At 50.6% G+C, this 14,991-nt stretch carries 15 protein-coding genes; 4 read left to right on the forward strand and 11 right to left on the reverse strand.

Going from position 1 to position 14,991, the window contains the following annotated elements; translation table 11 throughout:
- Position 1 precedes the first annotated feature (1 nt).
- Positions 2-532 carry an FAS1-like dehydratase domain-containing protein gene (locus AC8GE9_RS13365; protein WP_506677630.1) on the reverse strand — a complete coding sequence of 177 codons (531 nt, stop codon included), beginning with the start codon at positions 530-532 and terminating at the stop codon, positions 2-4.
- Between the two features lie 60 nt (positions 533-592).
- On the reverse strand, positions 593-1,582 hold the full coding sequence (locus AC8GE9_RS13370; RefSeq protein ID WP_506677631.1) for a tripartite tricarboxylate transporter substrate binding protein: 990 nt from the start codon (positions 1,580-1,582) through the stop codon (positions 593-595).
- A 292-nt stretch (positions 1,583-1,874) separates the two neighbouring features.
- On the opposite strand from AC8GE9_RS13370, the gene AC8GE9_RS13375 reads away from it, so the two are divergent.
- Positions 1,875-2,681, forward strand: a complete 807-nt coding sequence (locus AC8GE9_RS13375) for a bestrophin-like domain (RefSeq protein WP_506677632.1) — start codon at positions 1,875-1,877, stop codon at positions 2,679-2,681.
- 73 nt (positions 2,682-2,754) lie between these two features.
- On the opposite strand, the gene AC8GE9_RS13380 is transcribed toward AC8GE9_RS13375, so the two are convergent.
- Positions 2,755-4,242 carry an FAD-dependent oxidoreductase gene (locus tag AC8GE9_RS13380; protein ID WP_506677633.1) on the reverse strand — a complete coding sequence of 496 codons (1,488 nt, stop codon included), beginning with the start codon at positions 4,240-4,242 and terminating at the stop codon, positions 2,755-2,757.
- Positions 4,243-4,459: 217 nt separating this feature from the next.
- Here AC8GE9_RS13380 and AC8GE9_RS13385 point away from each other — a divergent pair, with 217 nt between their 5' ends.
- Positions 4,460-5,437, forward strand: a complete 978-nt coding sequence (locus AC8GE9_RS13385; RefSeq protein ID WP_506677634.1) for a hydroxymethylglutaryl-CoA lyase — start codon at positions 4,460-4,462, stop codon at positions 5,435-5,437.
- 11 nt (positions 5,438-5,448) lie between these two features.
- Complete coding sequence (locus AC8GE9_RS13390) at positions 5,449-6,810, forward strand: MmgE/PrpD family protein (RefSeq protein ID WP_506677635.1); 1,362 nt, start codon at positions 5,449-5,451, stop codon at positions 6,808-6,810.
- 69 nt (positions 6,811-6,879) lie between these two features.
- Here the strand turns inward: AC8GE9_RS13390 and AC8GE9_RS13395 are convergent, their stop codons facing one another.
- The gene (locus tag AC8GE9_RS13395; protein WP_506677636.1) at positions 6,880-7,548 is read right to left on the reverse strand and encodes a dienelactone hydrolase family protein; all 669 of its coding nucleotides are present in this window, start codon (positions 7,546-7,548) and stop codon (positions 6,880-6,882) included.
- A 97-nt stretch (positions 7,549-7,645) separates the two neighbouring features.
- Here AC8GE9_RS13395 and AC8GE9_RS13400 point away from each other — a divergent pair, with 97 nt between their 5' ends.
- Positions 7,646-8,359: a type 2 periplasmic-binding domain-containing protein gene (locus AC8GE9_RS13400; protein WP_506677637.1), complete on the forward strand. Its 714-nt coding sequence runs from the start codon at positions 7,646-7,648 to the stop codon at positions 8,357-8,359.
- A gap of 33 nt (positions 8,360-8,392) precedes the next feature.
- On the opposite strand, the gene AC8GE9_RS13405 is transcribed toward AC8GE9_RS13400, so the two are convergent.
- From AC8GE9_RS13405 to AC8GE9_RS13435, 7 genes are all read right to left on the reverse strand, one after another.
- Positions 8,393-9,241 (reverse strand): TorF family putative porin, encoded by an 849-nt coding sequence (locus AC8GE9_RS13405; RefSeq protein WP_506677638.1) that lies wholly within the window; start codon positions 9,239-9,241, stop codon positions 8,393-8,395.
- A 197-nt stretch (positions 9,242-9,438) separates the two neighbouring features.
- Entirely contained in the window at positions 9,439-10,236 is a 798-nt protein-coding gene (locus AC8GE9_RS13410) for an alpha/beta fold hydrolase (RefSeq protein WP_506677639.1), read from the reverse strand.
- Positions 10,237-10,244: 8 nt separating this feature from the next.
- Complete coding sequence (locus AC8GE9_RS13415) at positions 10,245-10,631, reverse strand: Rid family hydrolase (RefSeq protein WP_506677640.1); 387 nt, start codon at positions 10,629-10,631, stop codon at positions 10,245-10,247.
- A gap of 12 nt (positions 10,632-10,643) precedes the next feature.
- Complete coding sequence (locus AC8GE9_RS13420; RefSeq protein WP_506677641.1) at positions 10,644-12,293, reverse strand: tripartite tricarboxylate transporter permease; 1,650 nt, start codon at positions 12,291-12,293, stop codon at positions 10,644-10,646.
- Between the two features lie 19 nt (positions 12,294-12,312).
- Positions 12,313-12,789: a tripartite tricarboxylate transporter TctB family protein gene (locus AC8GE9_RS13425; protein ID WP_506677642.1), complete on the reverse strand. Its 477-nt coding sequence runs from the start codon at positions 12,787-12,789 to the stop codon at positions 12,313-12,315.
- Between the two features lie 110 nt (positions 12,790-12,899).
- Complete coding sequence (locus AC8GE9_RS13430; RefSeq protein ID WP_506677643.1) at positions 12,900-13,880, reverse strand: Bug family tripartite tricarboxylate transporter substrate binding protein; 981 nt, start codon at positions 13,878-13,880, stop codon at positions 12,900-12,902.
- A 58-nt stretch (positions 13,881-13,938) separates the two neighbouring features.
- Entirely contained in the window at positions 13,939-14,937 is a 999-nt protein-coding gene (locus AC8GE9_RS13435; protein WP_506677644.1) for a Bug family tripartite tricarboxylate transporter substrate binding protein, read from the reverse strand.
- Positions 14,938-14,991 lie beyond the last annotated feature (54 nt).

Raw genomic sequence — 14,991 nt, forward strand, 5'->3', positions numbered from 1 at the left:
GTCATTTTCTCCTGATCTGCGTGCGTCGTGTGCGGATGAGGAGCTCACCCTCACTATTTCGATACTCTGACTCGATTACGACCAAAACAATCGGTCCTTTACTTGTTTCTTTTTCAGTGATGTCAGCATAGCGAGACGTGAGTTTGATGGTCTCTCCATGGCGTGCGTAGCGGAAGAACTCGATTTCAGAGCCGCCATTCAAAAGGGCATATCCCGCTAAGGGTTCGAGCGTAGGTAATCCCTCTGAGCTTGTGGTTGCGACAATGCCATCAAAATCGGGATTTTTAGCATTGTCTTGAATTGGATCCAGTTTGCCGAAGGCGCGCCGAAACATGTGTGTGGGAAAGAGTGGCGGCGCAACAGGTCCACCAAAGCGGCTATTGTTTTCGCAAGGCTGATCGAAAATAGGATCCTCGTACATAATCGCTTGCGCATAGCGCCGCACTGCGCCGCGTTCAACGGTATCGCACGCGACTTCGGTTGCAGATTGCATACCGATATATTTTTTTAATGACTCAGAAAGAGCAGACATGCTGAACCTCTTTTTATGTATTCAAAAAATAGATCCGTGACTTGAACGGATCAGGACGAATTATTGAAGCGTTACTTTTCCATCGGTCACGATTTTTCTCCATCTCTCAATATCAACTTCGACGAACGCTTTAAACTCTTTGGGTGGCAATGGACGCTTGAGCATAGGATTTCCGGCATTGACTAGCTGATCGTGAATTGCAGGCGTCGTGACGACGTGAGTGATGGCGTCGTTGAGTCTGGACAAAATAGCGGACGGCGTTCCGACGGGTGCGCACAGTCCATTAAAGCCCGTGATCAAATACCCGGGGAGTGTTTCGCCGATCGTCGGGACGTCAGGCAATTGAGAGACACGTTCGGACATCACGACACCTAGAGCCCGAAGTTTTCCAGATTTAATCAAAGGCAGCGAGGGTTGCATGACGGCAAAGGACATCGACGCGGTTCCTGAGACGACATCCGCAATGGATGGAGCACTTCCTTTATAAGGAATGTGCAGCATATCGACGCCGGCCATTTGTTTGAAGAGTTCGCCGGCTAATTGTCCTGGACCGCCCGCACCATACGATGCGAAGGTCAGCTTTCCTGGTTGTGCTTTAGCCAATGCAATCAACTCGCGCAGATTATTCGCTGGAATATTAGGGTTGACGACCAGCACAAGCGCCGCGCCCATATACATCGTGACGGGATCAAAGTCTTTGATCGTATCGAAGGGAAGTTTATACATGCTTGGATTGGTCGCAAAGGCGGTTGTGCAGACCAACAAGGTATAGCCATCGGGTGCTGACTTGGCAACATATTCGGTGCCGATGATGGTGTTGGCGCCACCTCTGTTTTCAACGATGACGGGTTGCCCTAATTGCTCGGTCATCCCTTTTGCGATCACGCGCGCGACGCTATCGGAGCCGCCGCCCGGCACAAAGGGTACGACGATCTTGATAGGTTTATTAGGGAAGTTTTGCGCTTGCGCAAGCGCTGTTGTAGAAAATGTACTGAACGACATCAAGATACCCGCGAGTAACGATACGCAAGCTGTATGAACGGTCTTCATGTGGTGTCCCCCTATGTTGCGCGCCTTCGGAGGCGCGCGTTGTCTCATGTTTTTTTATTGTGAGCAAATTTATCCTAGCACAAAGAGGGAGCTGAACCTAAACGTTTTTCGTTCATCGACTCAAACGCGCCAAATTTTCAATATATGGACGCATCAAGCCTCGCGTCGATTGCGAGCGAAATTCCTATGAAAATTAACGGACACTACTGCTATTATTAGTAGGCATTAGTTACAGCCTACGAGCCATTAGTATTGGATGTGTAATTGAAGTGTTTTTAAGGAGACGAGCCATATGCCTTTCGGGCCTTTTATTGGGGAATTAGTTCCTCTGATCATCACTTTTTCATGCAGCCTTGGCTTGGGCTTGCTCTCTTATTATCTGGTCTACAAGACCTCATTATTCAATCACCTCATTGAAGTCCCGCTCGTAACACCATTTTTGGCTTTGCCAGCAATTATGTTTGCATTTCTAATGGGCTTTATGTCCTCAGATGCATGGCAGAACTATTCTTATGCAAAAACAGCGCTCATTAAAGAGTCTGCAGCAATCCTCCGTATTTTAAATATTCCTGTTGGCACCCCAGAGCTACAAAATAAAATCAAGCTCTCCGTGCAGACATATTTAGAAGACGTACTTAACAAGGAATGGGCTGCTTCATCAAATAAATCTCCTAGTCCAAAAGCACAAGCATCGATCGATGGTATGGAACTCAGTATCTGGCAGGGTGTTGCTGCCTGTAATCAAGCATCCGGCAAGAGTCTCAGTTGTATAGATTCAGCAATGAGTAGCGCATTTATTAGCGCGCTAAGTGAATTACGGGCTGCCCGCGAGCAAAGACTATCCTTAGGTTATTTGGATAGCGCCAATGGAAAATGGATCTTGACTATATTTTTGGGTCTGATATCCGCCATAGGCGTGGCTGCAGTTCATCGGCACAGCGTAAAGACAGGAATTACCGCCTTAACCCTTTATTGCTTGAGCATATGGATTACCGTGAGTATTGCTGTCTTGTATATTAATCCGTATGAAGGGTCAGAAAACATCAAGCCTATTCCGCTCATGAGTACCTTAGAAAGTTTGAAGAATATATCTAAATAAGTTATTTATATCGCTTCAAAGTTGTCGTCTATCACCAGTGTTCGTACACGAGTGATCTGTCATGCGGAATAAATTAAGACCAAGGCTTGTCCGCGACAGCATTGCGAGCAGCGATACGACCGAAGGCAAAGCATTCACCGATGTTGCCAGTGCCTTGATACAAATAACTGAAAATTGAACCCATTTCGCCCGCGCTGTAAAGGCGAGGAATCGGTGTGCCGTCTGGCCGTACGATTTGCGCACGTGCGTTACGACGTGGTCCGCCTTGTGTGTTGAGCATCGATGGTGAGAGCTCAACCGCATAAAACGGTCCCGTGCCAAATGGTTGAAGCATTTTTTCGCGATCAAAGTCTTCGTCCTTTCCTTTGGCACAAAGTTCGTTCCAGCGTTTGACGGTGCCTTCGAGATTTCCCGCAGGCAGATTGAGTTTTTTGCTGAGCTCTGCCAAGGTGGGTGCGGTTTTGATCCAGCCTTTTGCAAGTTCGGCTTGATTGTCTGCGCTCCATGTATAACCGCTCATAATTTGCGTCCAACCATGTGTCGGCTTGCCATCATAGATGGGACGATCTTCGAACATTGCTTGATCGAAAATCATATACATTGGACAGGGCGTACGCATGGCGTACCATTTGCCGTTTTGTTCGACTTTACCGTGGCGTGTTTTATATTTCTCGTCCGTGAAGCGCTTTCCATCTGGACCTACAACAACCATGCCACCCTTGGGTTCGTGAGAAAAATGCAGGGCAACCATTGAAAATGTTGTGGGGTACTCGGAGACTTTGAGGGCCATTGAAGGTCCTGCGTAGTTGTTCATATGCCAGAGGTCCGCGCCGATCTCCATGGCCATGCGAATGCCATCTCCTTCGTTAAAGGGACTGCCCGAGGTATAGCAATATGGCACACCGGTCAGGTAGTTGCGGATCATCTCCTGATTGTTCTCAAAGCCGCCGCAGGTTAGTACCACGCCTTTTTTAGCTTTTATATTGAGAGTTTTGCCTTTGTGAAGGGCCGTGACGCCTAATACTTCTTGCGTCAGTGGGTCTTGTATCAGCTTTTGTGCCGGGCTTTCGTAACGCACCTCGATGGGACGCGACTTGACGGCGTCCGCAAGCATTTCCCACGTTTTTGAATAACCCAGAATATCTCCGTGGTGAAATTTATGGACGCAGTCTGACCCGGGTAACTCAGGAAACTCGATGCCTGTGCCATGCGAACCGTGTTGGTGTTCTTGAGGGTCTCCACCAATTGAGGTGAGCCACTCATTATTTAGACACATTTCCTGTGACCATACTTCAACCATATCGTCTGGCACCTCGTAGGGTCCGCAGAGCGCTTTTAAATATGTCGCTGCGCCTTCTGGCGTGGATGTATTCAGGTAACCCTGTGACGCTACACGCGTATTGCCGCCTTCCTGCCCCTCGGGTGCCTTATCCAATAAGATCACTGAAGAGCCCGCCTCGGCAGCAGTGATCGAGGTTGCGGCGCCTGCTCCACCAAAGCCAACGACGACCAGATCCGCTTCGGCGTTCCAATTGATAGGCTGAGCAGTTTTTTCAGTCATTTGTGTATCCAGGAAAGAGAGTTGTTTTACAGGAGTATGCATGATTATATTTCTCTGGCGGTCTATTGGAGGGAAGGAATCTGATTCCATTAAGTGGACTTGTATGCATTTGGATCAGGTGACATTGACATAGGATTCGCGCCGGTATTACTCTCGTTTCAGCGAATGCTTTTCTGGAATGAGATCAGAGGAGCAGTTTAAAAACACAGGAGCAGACATGTCAGACTTACCTAAGCGCGTACGTATTCTCGAAGAAGGTCCTCGTGAGGGCATGCAAATCGAGAAAGGACCGATTCCAACGTCACGTAAGATCGAGTTGATCGATAGCTTGTCCGAGACAGGACTCGAACAGATTCAAGTCACGTCCTTCGTGAGTCCTAAAGCTGTGCCGCAGATGGCTGACGCACCGGAGATCGTCGAGGGCTTCACCCGTAAGCCCGGTGTGCGCTACACCGCCTTGTGGCTCAATGACAAAGGTCTCGAGCGAGCCATCGCAACGGAAAAATTGGACATCCGCGGTTCGCTTTCCTTGACGGCGTCAGAGAAATTTCTCTTGCGCAACCAAAAGCGAACACTCGAGCAAAACGTCGAGGCCGTGCGCTCGATGATTGGGATGTTCAAGCATTACAACGTTACGATCAATCGGGCCAGCATCATGGCGGTTTTTGGTTGTAATTTCGAAGGCGATATCCCGGTATCTCGCATTTTGGACATGATTCAGACCTTTTATGATTTGTCTGCGGAGCATGACTTCAAACTTGAAGTGCTGTCCTTGGCGGATACGATGGCCTGGGCGACGCCAGGGTCCATTCGCAAAGTCGTCGGTGCCGTGCGTAATAAATATCCTGATCTTCAGTTGTCTCTGCACCTGCATGACACGCGAGGGATGGGGATCGCCAACGCCTACGCAGGCATGGAAATGGGAGTCGGTATATTTGATGCAGCAGTCGCTGGGCTTGGCGGATGTCCATTTGCCTCTCATTCTGGCGCTTCGGGTAACGTATGCACAGAAGACTTGGTGTTCATGTGCCAAGAAATGGGGATCGAGACGGGCATTAACCTTGAAAAGTTGATCGAGTCCGCGCTGCTAGCCGAGCAGGTCGTGGGCCATCCCTTGCCTGGCTCCGTCATGAAAGGGGGTTCGCTGGATCGCCTGCGCCTAAAGGTAAAAGAGTCAATGGCCACCGGCGCTTAAAGGAGCCTCACATGACAAATATCACTCGTGATCTGGGCGCCTTTGCCGCAGAACTTAAGTTCGAACAGATTCCCGCTGCGGCACTTGACGTGATTCATACGGGTTTTGCTGACTGTGTGGGTGTGATGCTCGCGGGACGTGACGAACCTCCTACACAAATCTTGACGCAGGTCCTTGCCCCGCCGCCTGGACCTGCGACGCTCGTGTTTGGCGCACGCACGGCGAGTGCGACGGATGCGGCCTGGATTAATGGTGTCGCAGCCCACGCGCTTGATTTTGACGATGTCGCGATCAAAGGTCACCCAAGTACAGTGTTAGTGCCAGCGATATTGGCGGAGGCCCAAGAGCTCGGCTCCTCAGGCAAAGATATGATCGTCGCCTATGCGGTGGGTTACGAAGTCTGGGCCGAACTGGCGCGTCGCGATCCTGAGCATTACCATACCAAAGGTTGGCATCCCACGGGCATCTTGGGCTCTATTGGCGCAGCGGCCGCCTGCGCCTCTTTGCATAAACTGAATGCTGAGCAATGCGCCATGGCGATTTCGCTCGGTGCGTCACAAAGCGCTGGCATCATGGCGAATTTTGGCACGATGACCAAACCTTTTCACGCCGGACGCTCCGCACAGTCGGGCGTATTGGCTGCTCGGCTTGCAAAGGCCGGCTTTACCTCCTCGCTTGATGCGCTTGAGCATCCGCAGGGTTTTCTTTCCGCGGTATCGCCTGGTACACGATTCGATGTGTCCTCGCCGGTGGAGGCCGGAAAAAATTGGAAACTGACTGTTAGTAAACTTTCAGTTAAAAAATATCCGCTCTGCTTTTGTACGCATCGCGCGCTCGATGGCATGCTTGATCTGGTCGCTGAGAAAAAATTCAAGCCAGAGGAGATAGAAAGCATTAGCGCGCGCACCAGTTTGCGCAACACCAAAGTCTTGCGCAACCATCACCCTCAGACAGGCCTCGAGGCCAAGTTCAGTATGGAGTTCGCGATGGCTTCGTGTGTCGTGGCTGAGCGTGCCGGACTGACAGAGTTGGTCGATGAGTTTGTGTTGAGAAAGGATGTACAGGACCTGATAAAAAAGGTGTCGGTTCAAGCAGACGAAACTGAGCACCCAAATTTGCCGGGTTACTCGCCCTTTGATCAGGTCACGGTCAAGCTCAAAAACGGACAAGTGATCAAAAGTCGCGAGGTCGTTGCGGTGCGAGGTGGCCCGGACCTACCCTTAAGTCGGGAGCACTTGTGGAGTAAGTTCGAGGATTGCGCGCGTGTGGGCAATGCCGAGTTTTCCGCTCTGAGTTTATTTGATGCGCTGATGTCTCTTGAAAAGGTCGCCAACGTCTCAGATTTGCCTGGGTTGGCTTCAGGTAAAAACTAGCTTTCGTTCGTAAAAAAGGGGTGGATTGAGTTGATCAATCCACCCCTTTGCACACTCAGTTTAGTAGGCTTAGCCGACGTATTTCCGAATCATGCCGAGCGTTCTTTCGCGAGCGAGTTTGGCCGACTCGGCATTGTAGGAGCCGCGATGGTCGCAATTAAATCCGTGATCGGCAGGATAGAAAAACGCCTGCTCGTTGGGATACGCGGCAACCACGGCTTTGGCCTTTTCCATGGGAATAGATTGGTCTGTTTCACCAAAATGGAACATGACCGGACACAGGGGCTTTTCAGTCAGAAAGTTTGGAATCCCGCCACCATAATAAGGAGCGGAACAACTCAAGCCCGGGACGCGACTTGCAGCGAGCCAAGCGACAACGCCACCCCAGCAGTAGCCAACGATGGCTGCTTTGCCGGCTGACTGACCAAACTTGAGTACCGCAGCCACATCAAGCATGGCATGGTCAAAGCTCATTTTCTTCATGACTTCAACACCAGCCATAATTTCAGGCTGGGAATAGCCCGTGTCGTACTTGCGCTGAATGCGGTCAAATAAAGCGGGCGCGATGCTGAGGTAGCCATCAGCGGCGTAGCCGTCTGCAACGGCTTGGATATGCTTGTTGATACCGAAGATCTCCGGAGCAATCACGACGAGGCCGCGGGGCTTGCCGGCAGGCTCTGCGACATAAGCGTCGAACTCGTGACCGTCGGATGCTTTAAGCTGAATTGTCTTACCCATTTTTATCTCCTTTGTGAAAACACCACGAAATTATATGCAATTAACTGCTAGTCTTTAAGTCTTGTTTTTAGATCAATTCCCTATCGGAGCGCACAATATGACCGATCCCATGACACGACTTCTCGCGCCAACAGGGCGCTTGAGAGTGGGTTTGTACCCTGGCAGCCCAGGCTCACTGATTGTTGGCGATTCTCCCGAAGAAAACAAGGGTTTAGGCTTTGAGCTCGGTCGCGCTTTTGCACAATACCTCAATGTAGAGTTTGAACCTGCTATTTTCCCCACAAATGGCGATATTCTTGCCCAAGCGAAACTTGAACAATTAGATTTTGTCTTTGTGAACGCAACGCCTGTGCGCGCAGAGTATCTTGCCTTTGCAGACTCAATCCTGTTTACCGATCAAACCTATCTGGTGGGTGCCCATTGTCAGGTTCAGACGATCGCGCAGATTGATAGACCCGGTCTCAAAGTGGGTGTTTCAGCGGGTAGCACCTCTGAGGCGACGCTTCCTAAGCTTTTACTGAATGCACAAGTCGTATCCACAAATAGTCTAAAAGAGGTCATCACGCTACTTTCCTCCTGTGACATTGACGCCTTTGCCACAAATAAAGCCATCCTTTGCGAGCTTGCTGACCAGCTCGACGGTGCTCGCATCTTGGAGGGCGCTTGGGGTCGAGAAAGTATCGCGATAGGCATACCCAAAAGTCGTGCGCAAGGCTTGCCTGTCGTCGCGCGGTTTTGCGCCAACATTAAACAAAACGGCTTGCTTGCCGAAGCTGTGCGCCGGTCTGGGATGCGCGGCGCACAGATTTAAATATGGATCATTCTGGTGATGGCCTGGGGATCGTTAAAAAGTTTTAGTGAGCGAAATCAGGAAGCCACCCTTACCAAGGTTTTGAAGTTGAGGATTCACATAAGAGCCATCTTTTGCATTGGTCCCTACATACGCCATCGAACCCGAGAAGCCACTGCCGAAATCTTTAGTGACACCTAGTTTCCAATCTGTATAGGAAAACAAGCTGCTATTAGAAATGTTGCCTGCGACGGTCTTGCCCGCTACGTATTGATAGCCAACGTGTGCGTTGAGCGCCAGACCCCAGAAGCCCGTGTCATAGTTTACGGTGAGGTCTGTATAGTTTGAGCCCGTGCTATTCGCAGTGCCAAAAAGTGTTGAGGCAGCCCAGGAAAATTTTAAATATCCCGTGACAGCATCAAAAGTGAAATTTTGTGCAGCATAAATTTCTGTCGTATTAGGATTTATAGCAAAAGCCGATAGGTTTGTGGTGGGATAGTAGTACTGCAAGATCCCTACATCAGCCGTAAATCCTTTGGACCATTCATATTTATAGCCACCATAGAAATTCATTTCGATTGGCGCGGAGGCGCTATTGCCAGCCATTGACGCGGAGTCTGAAATCCAGCTGATGGACGAGTTCCAGTTGCCGAGATAAAAACCACTGGAGTGCGCATAATCGAAGCCGCCCTGAATCGCTGGGCGAAAGTTTGATTGAGAAATACCACGGAAGCGGTAGTCATTGGTCAGTGTGAGGTTACCGGTAAAGGGCCCCGGCGCCGCAGCAGTCGTAGGTTCTGCCGTCACGGGAGCTGTTTGAGCGAATACCGTTTGGGAGAAGGCCGATACCGAAATGAGTGCTGCTGTAAAACCCAAAGCGCTGAGCGTACGTGAGTAATTCATAGTGCCCTCGTCATGTGAATGTGCTGTTCGAATCAACGATCAAGCAATATGCGTGCCAGCCTGAATAGCTGTTCTCAACGACGAGATTGTGCAGAGTAAATGACGCACATCGAAAAGACGCGTGCATGATTTGGACGCATGTTGAAGTGCAAATGCGTTAATGTAGTGCGAAGATAAGCACAAGAAGAGGCCCGTATTTAGGGCTTCGCTAGCGAGGAGAAGAAGTCTCTGACGATTTGATCGTACTGAGCGGTGACCGTTCTCGAGGCGGCGTGACCGCCTGTCTCGAGAATCACGCATTGTGCATTCGGGATGAGTGCCGCGTATTCTTCAGAAAAATAAAGCGGGGTCAAAATGTCATCCCTCGCGCACATGACGAGGGTCGGCACGCAAAGGTGTTTAAGCTCTTCGCGCGGATCGAAATTTAAAATCGCATCAAGTCGACTTGCTTGCGCTTCGGCGCATCCCATAGATTGCACAGCACGCGCTTCGTCGGCCACGAGAGCCTCATGATGCTGATTGATGTACCAATGCGGATAAAGTAGCAAAGTTGTGTAGCTCGCATAGGCATCGAGGCGACCCATGTCTAATAATGTTTTTCGTAAGCCTAATAATTTGTGCCGATACGCATCGCCATGCGTCGTACTGGCATTGATGATGAGACCTGCGATCCGCTCAGGATATTTGAGCGCCAGGGCGACCCCAATCGCTCCACCCGTCGAGTGACCGAGATAAAGGGTACGCTCGATACCAGCGGCATCCATGACGGCGACAGCGTCATCAGCCATTTGTTCGATAGACCTCACTGGTATTTGGCTTGAACGTCCTGTGCCGCGTTGATCGTGCAGAATCAATCGGTAATCGTGGCTGAAGGACTTAGCTTGTGGCGTCCAGTAGGTGGCTACACCGCCGAGCCCGGCGACCATCATGAGTGGGGTTCCAGTACCAAGTGACTCCCAGTAAATGCTGGCGCCATCATGCTCAACGTGTGCCATCGTCAGACTCAGCTTCCTAAATAGGCAACGGAGGTAATCTCAACCAGAAACTCTGGTTTGACTAAGTCAGCCTTAATGCAATAGCGCGCAGGTGGATTGTTAGGAAAGTATTCGGCATAGATCTTGTTCATCGCAGCATAGTCAGCGAGGTCCTTGAGGATAATCGCGTTGTAAGCGATATCACTCATTTTTCCGCCACCTGCTTCGATGACTGCTTTGACGCTTTCAAGCACATGGCGTGTTTGTGCTGTGATGTCGCCGATCCCGACAGATTTTCCGTCTTTATCGATCGCGAGCATCCCCGATACAAAGATGTTGTTGCCTGCGCGTACGCCGGGTGAATAAGGTGCCAGTGGAGGCGCTGAGCCCGTTGGAATAATAGGTGTGTGAGCCATGATGAGATCTCCTTAAACTGAGGTGGCGGGCGCACGGCTACGTTTAACAAACATTAGGACGGCTATGACTAAAAAGGCGATCCCCAAGCCTGTGCGGAACCACCCGCCCATCAGGATGATAGGGACAGCCAAGCAAGCGATAAAGGCTGCCGCATAGTAGGTCGCCCAACGTTTTTTCGCATTGCGTGCCGCTTGGTATACGGGGAAGAAAACCGAAAATACAGCCATGACAAAAAAGAACAAGGCCCAAGGACGAGTAACAAACAAAGTCAGATCATCACTAGTCGCAATCGCACGAGACAGATTGATCTCGGCCAACGGCCCCAGCACCACGCCCAACACCATTGGGGTGAGCGGAAAGCCATTTCTGACCATGATAAATCCCAGGACACCGAAAACCAGCAGGGTCCAGATGTCAGAGGTAGAGTTATTGAGTGTAAATACACCGATCGCGCAATACAACAGAATCACAACGCCGAGAATATAAAGAGGGATACGTGTGACGAGTAAGAACACGCGCAAACTTGCTGAAGTAAAAAAAAGCGTCATAAAGTTTGCTAAAAAGTACGCAATCATGATTGCGTAGGCGAGTGTCGGTTGGGTAGAGATAAAGGTTGGGCTAGGTGCGATGTTATGAATGGTGAGTGCGCCTAACATGACGGCTGTCACGGCATCTCCAGGAATCCCCAAGGCCATCATCGTGATCAGCGCACCGCCTGCGGTCGCGTTATTGGAGGCTTCAGATGCAATGATGCCTTCTGGTACGCCTGTACCAAATTTTTCTGGATGTTTAGACGCTTTCTTTTCTTGATCGTAAGCAAGAATATTTGAAATGGAGCTTCCAGCGGCAGGAAGAAGTCCGATGAAAAGTCCGATGGCCGAGGAGCGAATCATCGTTCCCCAATGTTTAAAGCAGAGCCTAATCGACTCAATATGCTCCATGCGAATCACTTTTTGAGCCTTCGAGGTCATGGGCTTTTTGGCGGCCTCAGAGTCACTCATATCCGTGAGCAGTTGACTGAAGGCAAACAGACCAATCAGTACCGGGAGAAAGTCAAAACCGGAGCCCAGATTTTCAATCCCGAATGTCAGTCGTTCTGCACCATTGATCGCATCTTCACCGACGGCGGCGATCACCAGGCCGAAGACGCCTGAAATTAAACCTTTGATGAGGTCGCCCTCAGAGAGGCTTGCCGCGATCGTCAGGGCGAAGCAGACAAGCATGAAGTAATCCCAGGGACCGAATTCAAGTCCGATTTTTGCAAGCGTTGGCGCGAGAAAAACCAAGACAATCGCCGAGAGGATACCGCCGATGAAGGAAGCCCAAAGACCAAGACCGAGCGCGAGCCCGGGGCGACCTTTGCGGGCCATCGGGAAAGAGTCAAAGGTTGTAGCGATCGCTGATGGTGTTCCGGGGATCCCGATGATGGCCGAAGAAAACATGCCTCCAGTTAACCCGCCGACATACACACCAAGCATCGTGGAAAGACCTTCGATGGGACTCATGCCGAACGTGAAAGGAAGGGTCAGCACAACTGCCATTGTGATCGTAAAGCCTGGTATGGAGCCAGCGACGAGGCCACAGAGCACGCCAATGGCCATGAGCATGAGCGTGTAGAGCGTAAAGACATTGCCAAAAGCTGTATAAATATTTTCAAACATGATTGGCGAGCCTATTGACTTAAAACAAAGAGCCGGCAGGCATCACGACGCCTAGACCGAAACGGAAAATGGCCCACATACCGCCAACGGCACCCACTGAAACGATGGCGTGAAGGATCAAGCTACGCTTGTCGCGTGAGCCAATGAGCGTCTGGGTGATAAAAACAAAGAGAATGCCGCTGATCAGCATGCCAAAGTAAGGCAAACTGATCAAAAACAAGAAAAACATCCCAAAGCACAAGAGCGGATTGCGGTACATGTCGAGCCACACTTTAAGTGGCCGTTTTTCAATGGCGTCTTTTGGGGGGGTAATGAGGGACTTGAATAAATAGATCAACAGCAAAATAAATAATGCCGTGAGCACGACACGCGGCCAGACCTCGGAGCCCATAATCGAAAAAGGCACCTTGCGCACAAAAAATGTCTGTCGGAAAAGCAGTCCACAAAATAATAAAAGTAGAACAGCCGTGACCGTGTCACGATTGAGGCGTTTCATAGGAAAACCAGAAAGTAGTTAAAAATAAAGACAAATGCCGCAGGATTTGCGTCCTGCGGCATTGAAGGGCGCCTCGTCTTATCAGAGACATCTGAAAAGCTCAACCCGCATTAAGGCTTCTTGTACATACCGATCTTGATAGCAAGCTTTTCATGTTCGTCATACGAGGACTTCAAGAATGCACCATAGTCAGCCGCTGATTTATACATGACGGTCGAGCTTGCGCCAGTGATCGCTTTAATGACGGCGGGATCCTTGGAGGCCTTTTCAAAAGCGATGTCCCAGAATTTAATGATGTTGGCGGGTGTGCCCTTCGGCGCCATGACACCGCGCGCCAGACCATAGACCACCGGGATCTTTTGTTCTTTCAGTGTTTGCACGTTGGGCAGTTGTGGATCGCGGGCTTCGGTCGCGATACCGAGGGCTAGCAATGCGCCTTCAGCCAGGTATTGCTTGGCAGACAGAATATTTGTCTCGCCGAGTAGCACGTTGCCAGAAAGAAGAGCGGTGTTGCGCTCACGCGTACCATCGTAGGAGACATAACGGAAAGAGGCACCCGTCGCTTGTTCAATCAGCAAGAAAATGAAGTGACTGGTCGAACCCAAGGTCACGCCTGCGGTGACTTGCTTGGGATTCTTTTTGGCATACTCCACCATTTCCGTAGTAGTTTTGAATGGTGCTTTAGGAGCTGCGCCCACTATGGAGGGTGTGTAGCTGACCAAAGCGACTGGATCAAATGCATCATAGGTAAAGGGAACACGTCCAGTCAGGAAGCTTGTGATCACGCTTTCATGGATCGCCACCAACATGCAGCCATCGGGTTTGGCTTTGCGAACTTCGCCCGATCCTTTGTTACCACCTTGGCCACCGATATTGACAACTTGCAGCTCAGGTTTGATACCGCTTCTATTAATGGCATCAACATACACGCGGAAAACGATATCGGTATCGCCACCCGCAGCCCAAGGTACGATAAGTTGTGCAGTCGAGCATTTAGGTGCGGTGCCTTGGGCTTGAGCCGACAAGGGGAGTGCCATCGCGGCGCTCATCGAAAGAGCGAGGGCGAGTTTGGAAAAAATGGCGTTGCGCATAGGAGCTTCCTAACTAAAACGTTGAAAGAAGGTGATTGCAGTCGTTGTAGAGTGCAACTTAGTCCGCAGTCATTTTTGCGCGGATGATCACGTCTTTCCACTTTGCAGTTTCAGACTTGATAAACGCGGCGTATTGCTCGGGCGTGCTGCCGACAACTTCGGTCGCTTGGTCGACAATGCGCTTGTTGACATCAGGCATGGCCAAGACTGCAGCAACGTCCTTTGAGACCTTATCGATAATGGGCTTTGGGGTGCCTGTAGGCGCCATGAAACCAAACCATGCAGTGATTTCAAAGTCTTTGACACCGCTTTCGATCATCGTGGGGATCTGGGGTTCGGCAGGCGAGCGCTTGTCGCTGGTGATCGCTAAGGGACGCAATTTTTGTGAGCGGATGTAGGGAAGCAGAACGGGGGTATTGTGAATCAGAATTTCGAACTGACCTCCCAGACCATCCGTTGTCATTTGCGCGCTGGACTTATATGGGATGCCGACGAGCTGAATGTTTTCAACCAGATTTAGCAGCTCGCCCGTCAGGTGTTGCGTCGTGCCAGGACCGGCGGTGCCGTAGCGCAGCTTGCCAGGATTCTTTTTCGCGAGTGCGATCAACTCTTGGATGTTGTTCGCAGGCACGGAGGGGTGCACGGTGATCCAGTTAGGTGTTTTAGTGGCAAGGCTCACAGCGACCAGGTCTTTGGACGGGCTGAATGGCAGCTTGCCAGGTCCCATTAGATTTTCTGCAACAGCGATCGGTCCAATCGTGTTGTACAAAAAGGTGTAACCATCAGGAGCAGACTTGGCAACGCGATCAACGCCGATAATGCCACCGGCGCCGACGACGTTTTCAACGACGACGGGCTGACCCCACATTTCTGAAAGCTTTTGGCTAATCAGGCGAATTTGACCGTCCGGTGCACTACCTGGAGGGGCGGGTACGATCATTTTGACTTGCTTTTCAGGCCATTTTGCTTGGGCTTGTGCAGCGTCTGGTGCCACGAGGCCATAGGCCATCATAGTGGCAAGGGCAGCGGTCAAGCCGCGTTTAAAGGTCAATTTCATGTTATCTCCTAATGTCTTTACAATTTTTAACACTTCATTCTAAACAACTCTATG

Source organism: Zwartia lucis, from assembly GCF_965234455.1.
GTDB classification, from domain to species: Bacteria; Pseudomonadota; Gammaproteobacteria; order Burkholderiales; family Burkholderiaceae_B; genus Zwartia; species Zwartia lucis.

Excerpts from the sequence above, each read along its gene's own strand:
- AC8GE9_RS13365 (WP_506677630.1), bottom strand. The coding sequence starts at position 532 with ATGTCTGCTCTTTCTGAGTCATTAAAAAAATATATCGGTATGCAATCT.
- AC8GE9_RS13370 (WP_506677631.1), bottom strand. The coding sequence starts at position 1,582 with ATGAAGACCGTTCATACAGCTTGCGTATCGTTACTCGCGGGTATCTTG.
- AC8GE9_RS13375 (WP_506677632.1), top strand. The coding sequence starts at position 1,875 with ATGCCTTTCGGGCCTTTTATTGGGGAATTAGTTCCTCTGATCATCACT.
- AC8GE9_RS13380 (WP_506677633.1), bottom strand. The coding sequence starts at position 4,242 with ATGACTGAAAAAACTGCTCAGCCTATCAATTGGAACGCCGAAGCGGAT.
- AC8GE9_RS13385 (WP_506677634.1), top strand. The coding sequence starts at position 4,460 with ATGTCAGACTTACCTAAGCGCGTACGTATTCTCGAAGAAGGTCCTCGT.
- AC8GE9_RS13390 (WP_506677635.1), top strand. The coding sequence starts at position 5,449 with ATGACAAATATCACTCGTGATCTGGGCGCCTTTGCCGCAGAACTTAAG.
- AC8GE9_RS13395 (WP_506677636.1), bottom strand. The coding sequence starts at position 7,548 with ATGGGTAAGACAATTCAGCTTAAAGCATCCGACGGTCACGAGTTCGAC.
- AC8GE9_RS13400 (WP_506677637.1), top strand. The coding sequence starts at position 7,646 with ATGACCGATCCCATGACACGACTTCTCGCGCCAACAGGGCGCTTGAGA.
- AC8GE9_RS13405 (WP_506677638.1), bottom strand. The coding sequence starts at position 9,241 with ATGAATTACTCACGTACGCTCAGCGCTTTGGGTTTTACAGCAGCACTC.
- AC8GE9_RS13410 (WP_506677639.1), bottom strand. The coding sequence starts at position 10,236 with ATGGCACACGTTGAGCATGATGGCGCCAGCATTTACTGGGAGTCACTT.
- AC8GE9_RS13415 (WP_506677640.1), bottom strand. The coding sequence starts at position 10,631 with ATGGCTCACACACCTATTATTCCAACGGGCTCAGCGCCTCCACTGGCA.
- AC8GE9_RS13420 (WP_506677641.1), bottom strand. The coding sequence starts at position 12,293 with ATGTTTGAAAATATTTATACAGCTTTTGGCAATGTCTTTACGCTCTAC.
- AC8GE9_RS13425 (WP_506677642.1), bottom strand. The coding sequence starts at position 12,789 with ATGAAACGCCTCAATCGTGACACGGTCACGGCTGTTCTACTTTTATTA.
- AC8GE9_RS13430 (WP_506677643.1), bottom strand. The coding sequence starts at position 13,880 with ATGCGCAACGCCATTTTTTCCAAACTCGCCCTCGCTCTTTCGATGAGC.
- AC8GE9_RS13435 (WP_506677644.1), bottom strand. The coding sequence starts at position 14,937 with ATGAAATTGACCTTTAAACGCGGCTTGACCGCTGCCCTTGCCACTATG.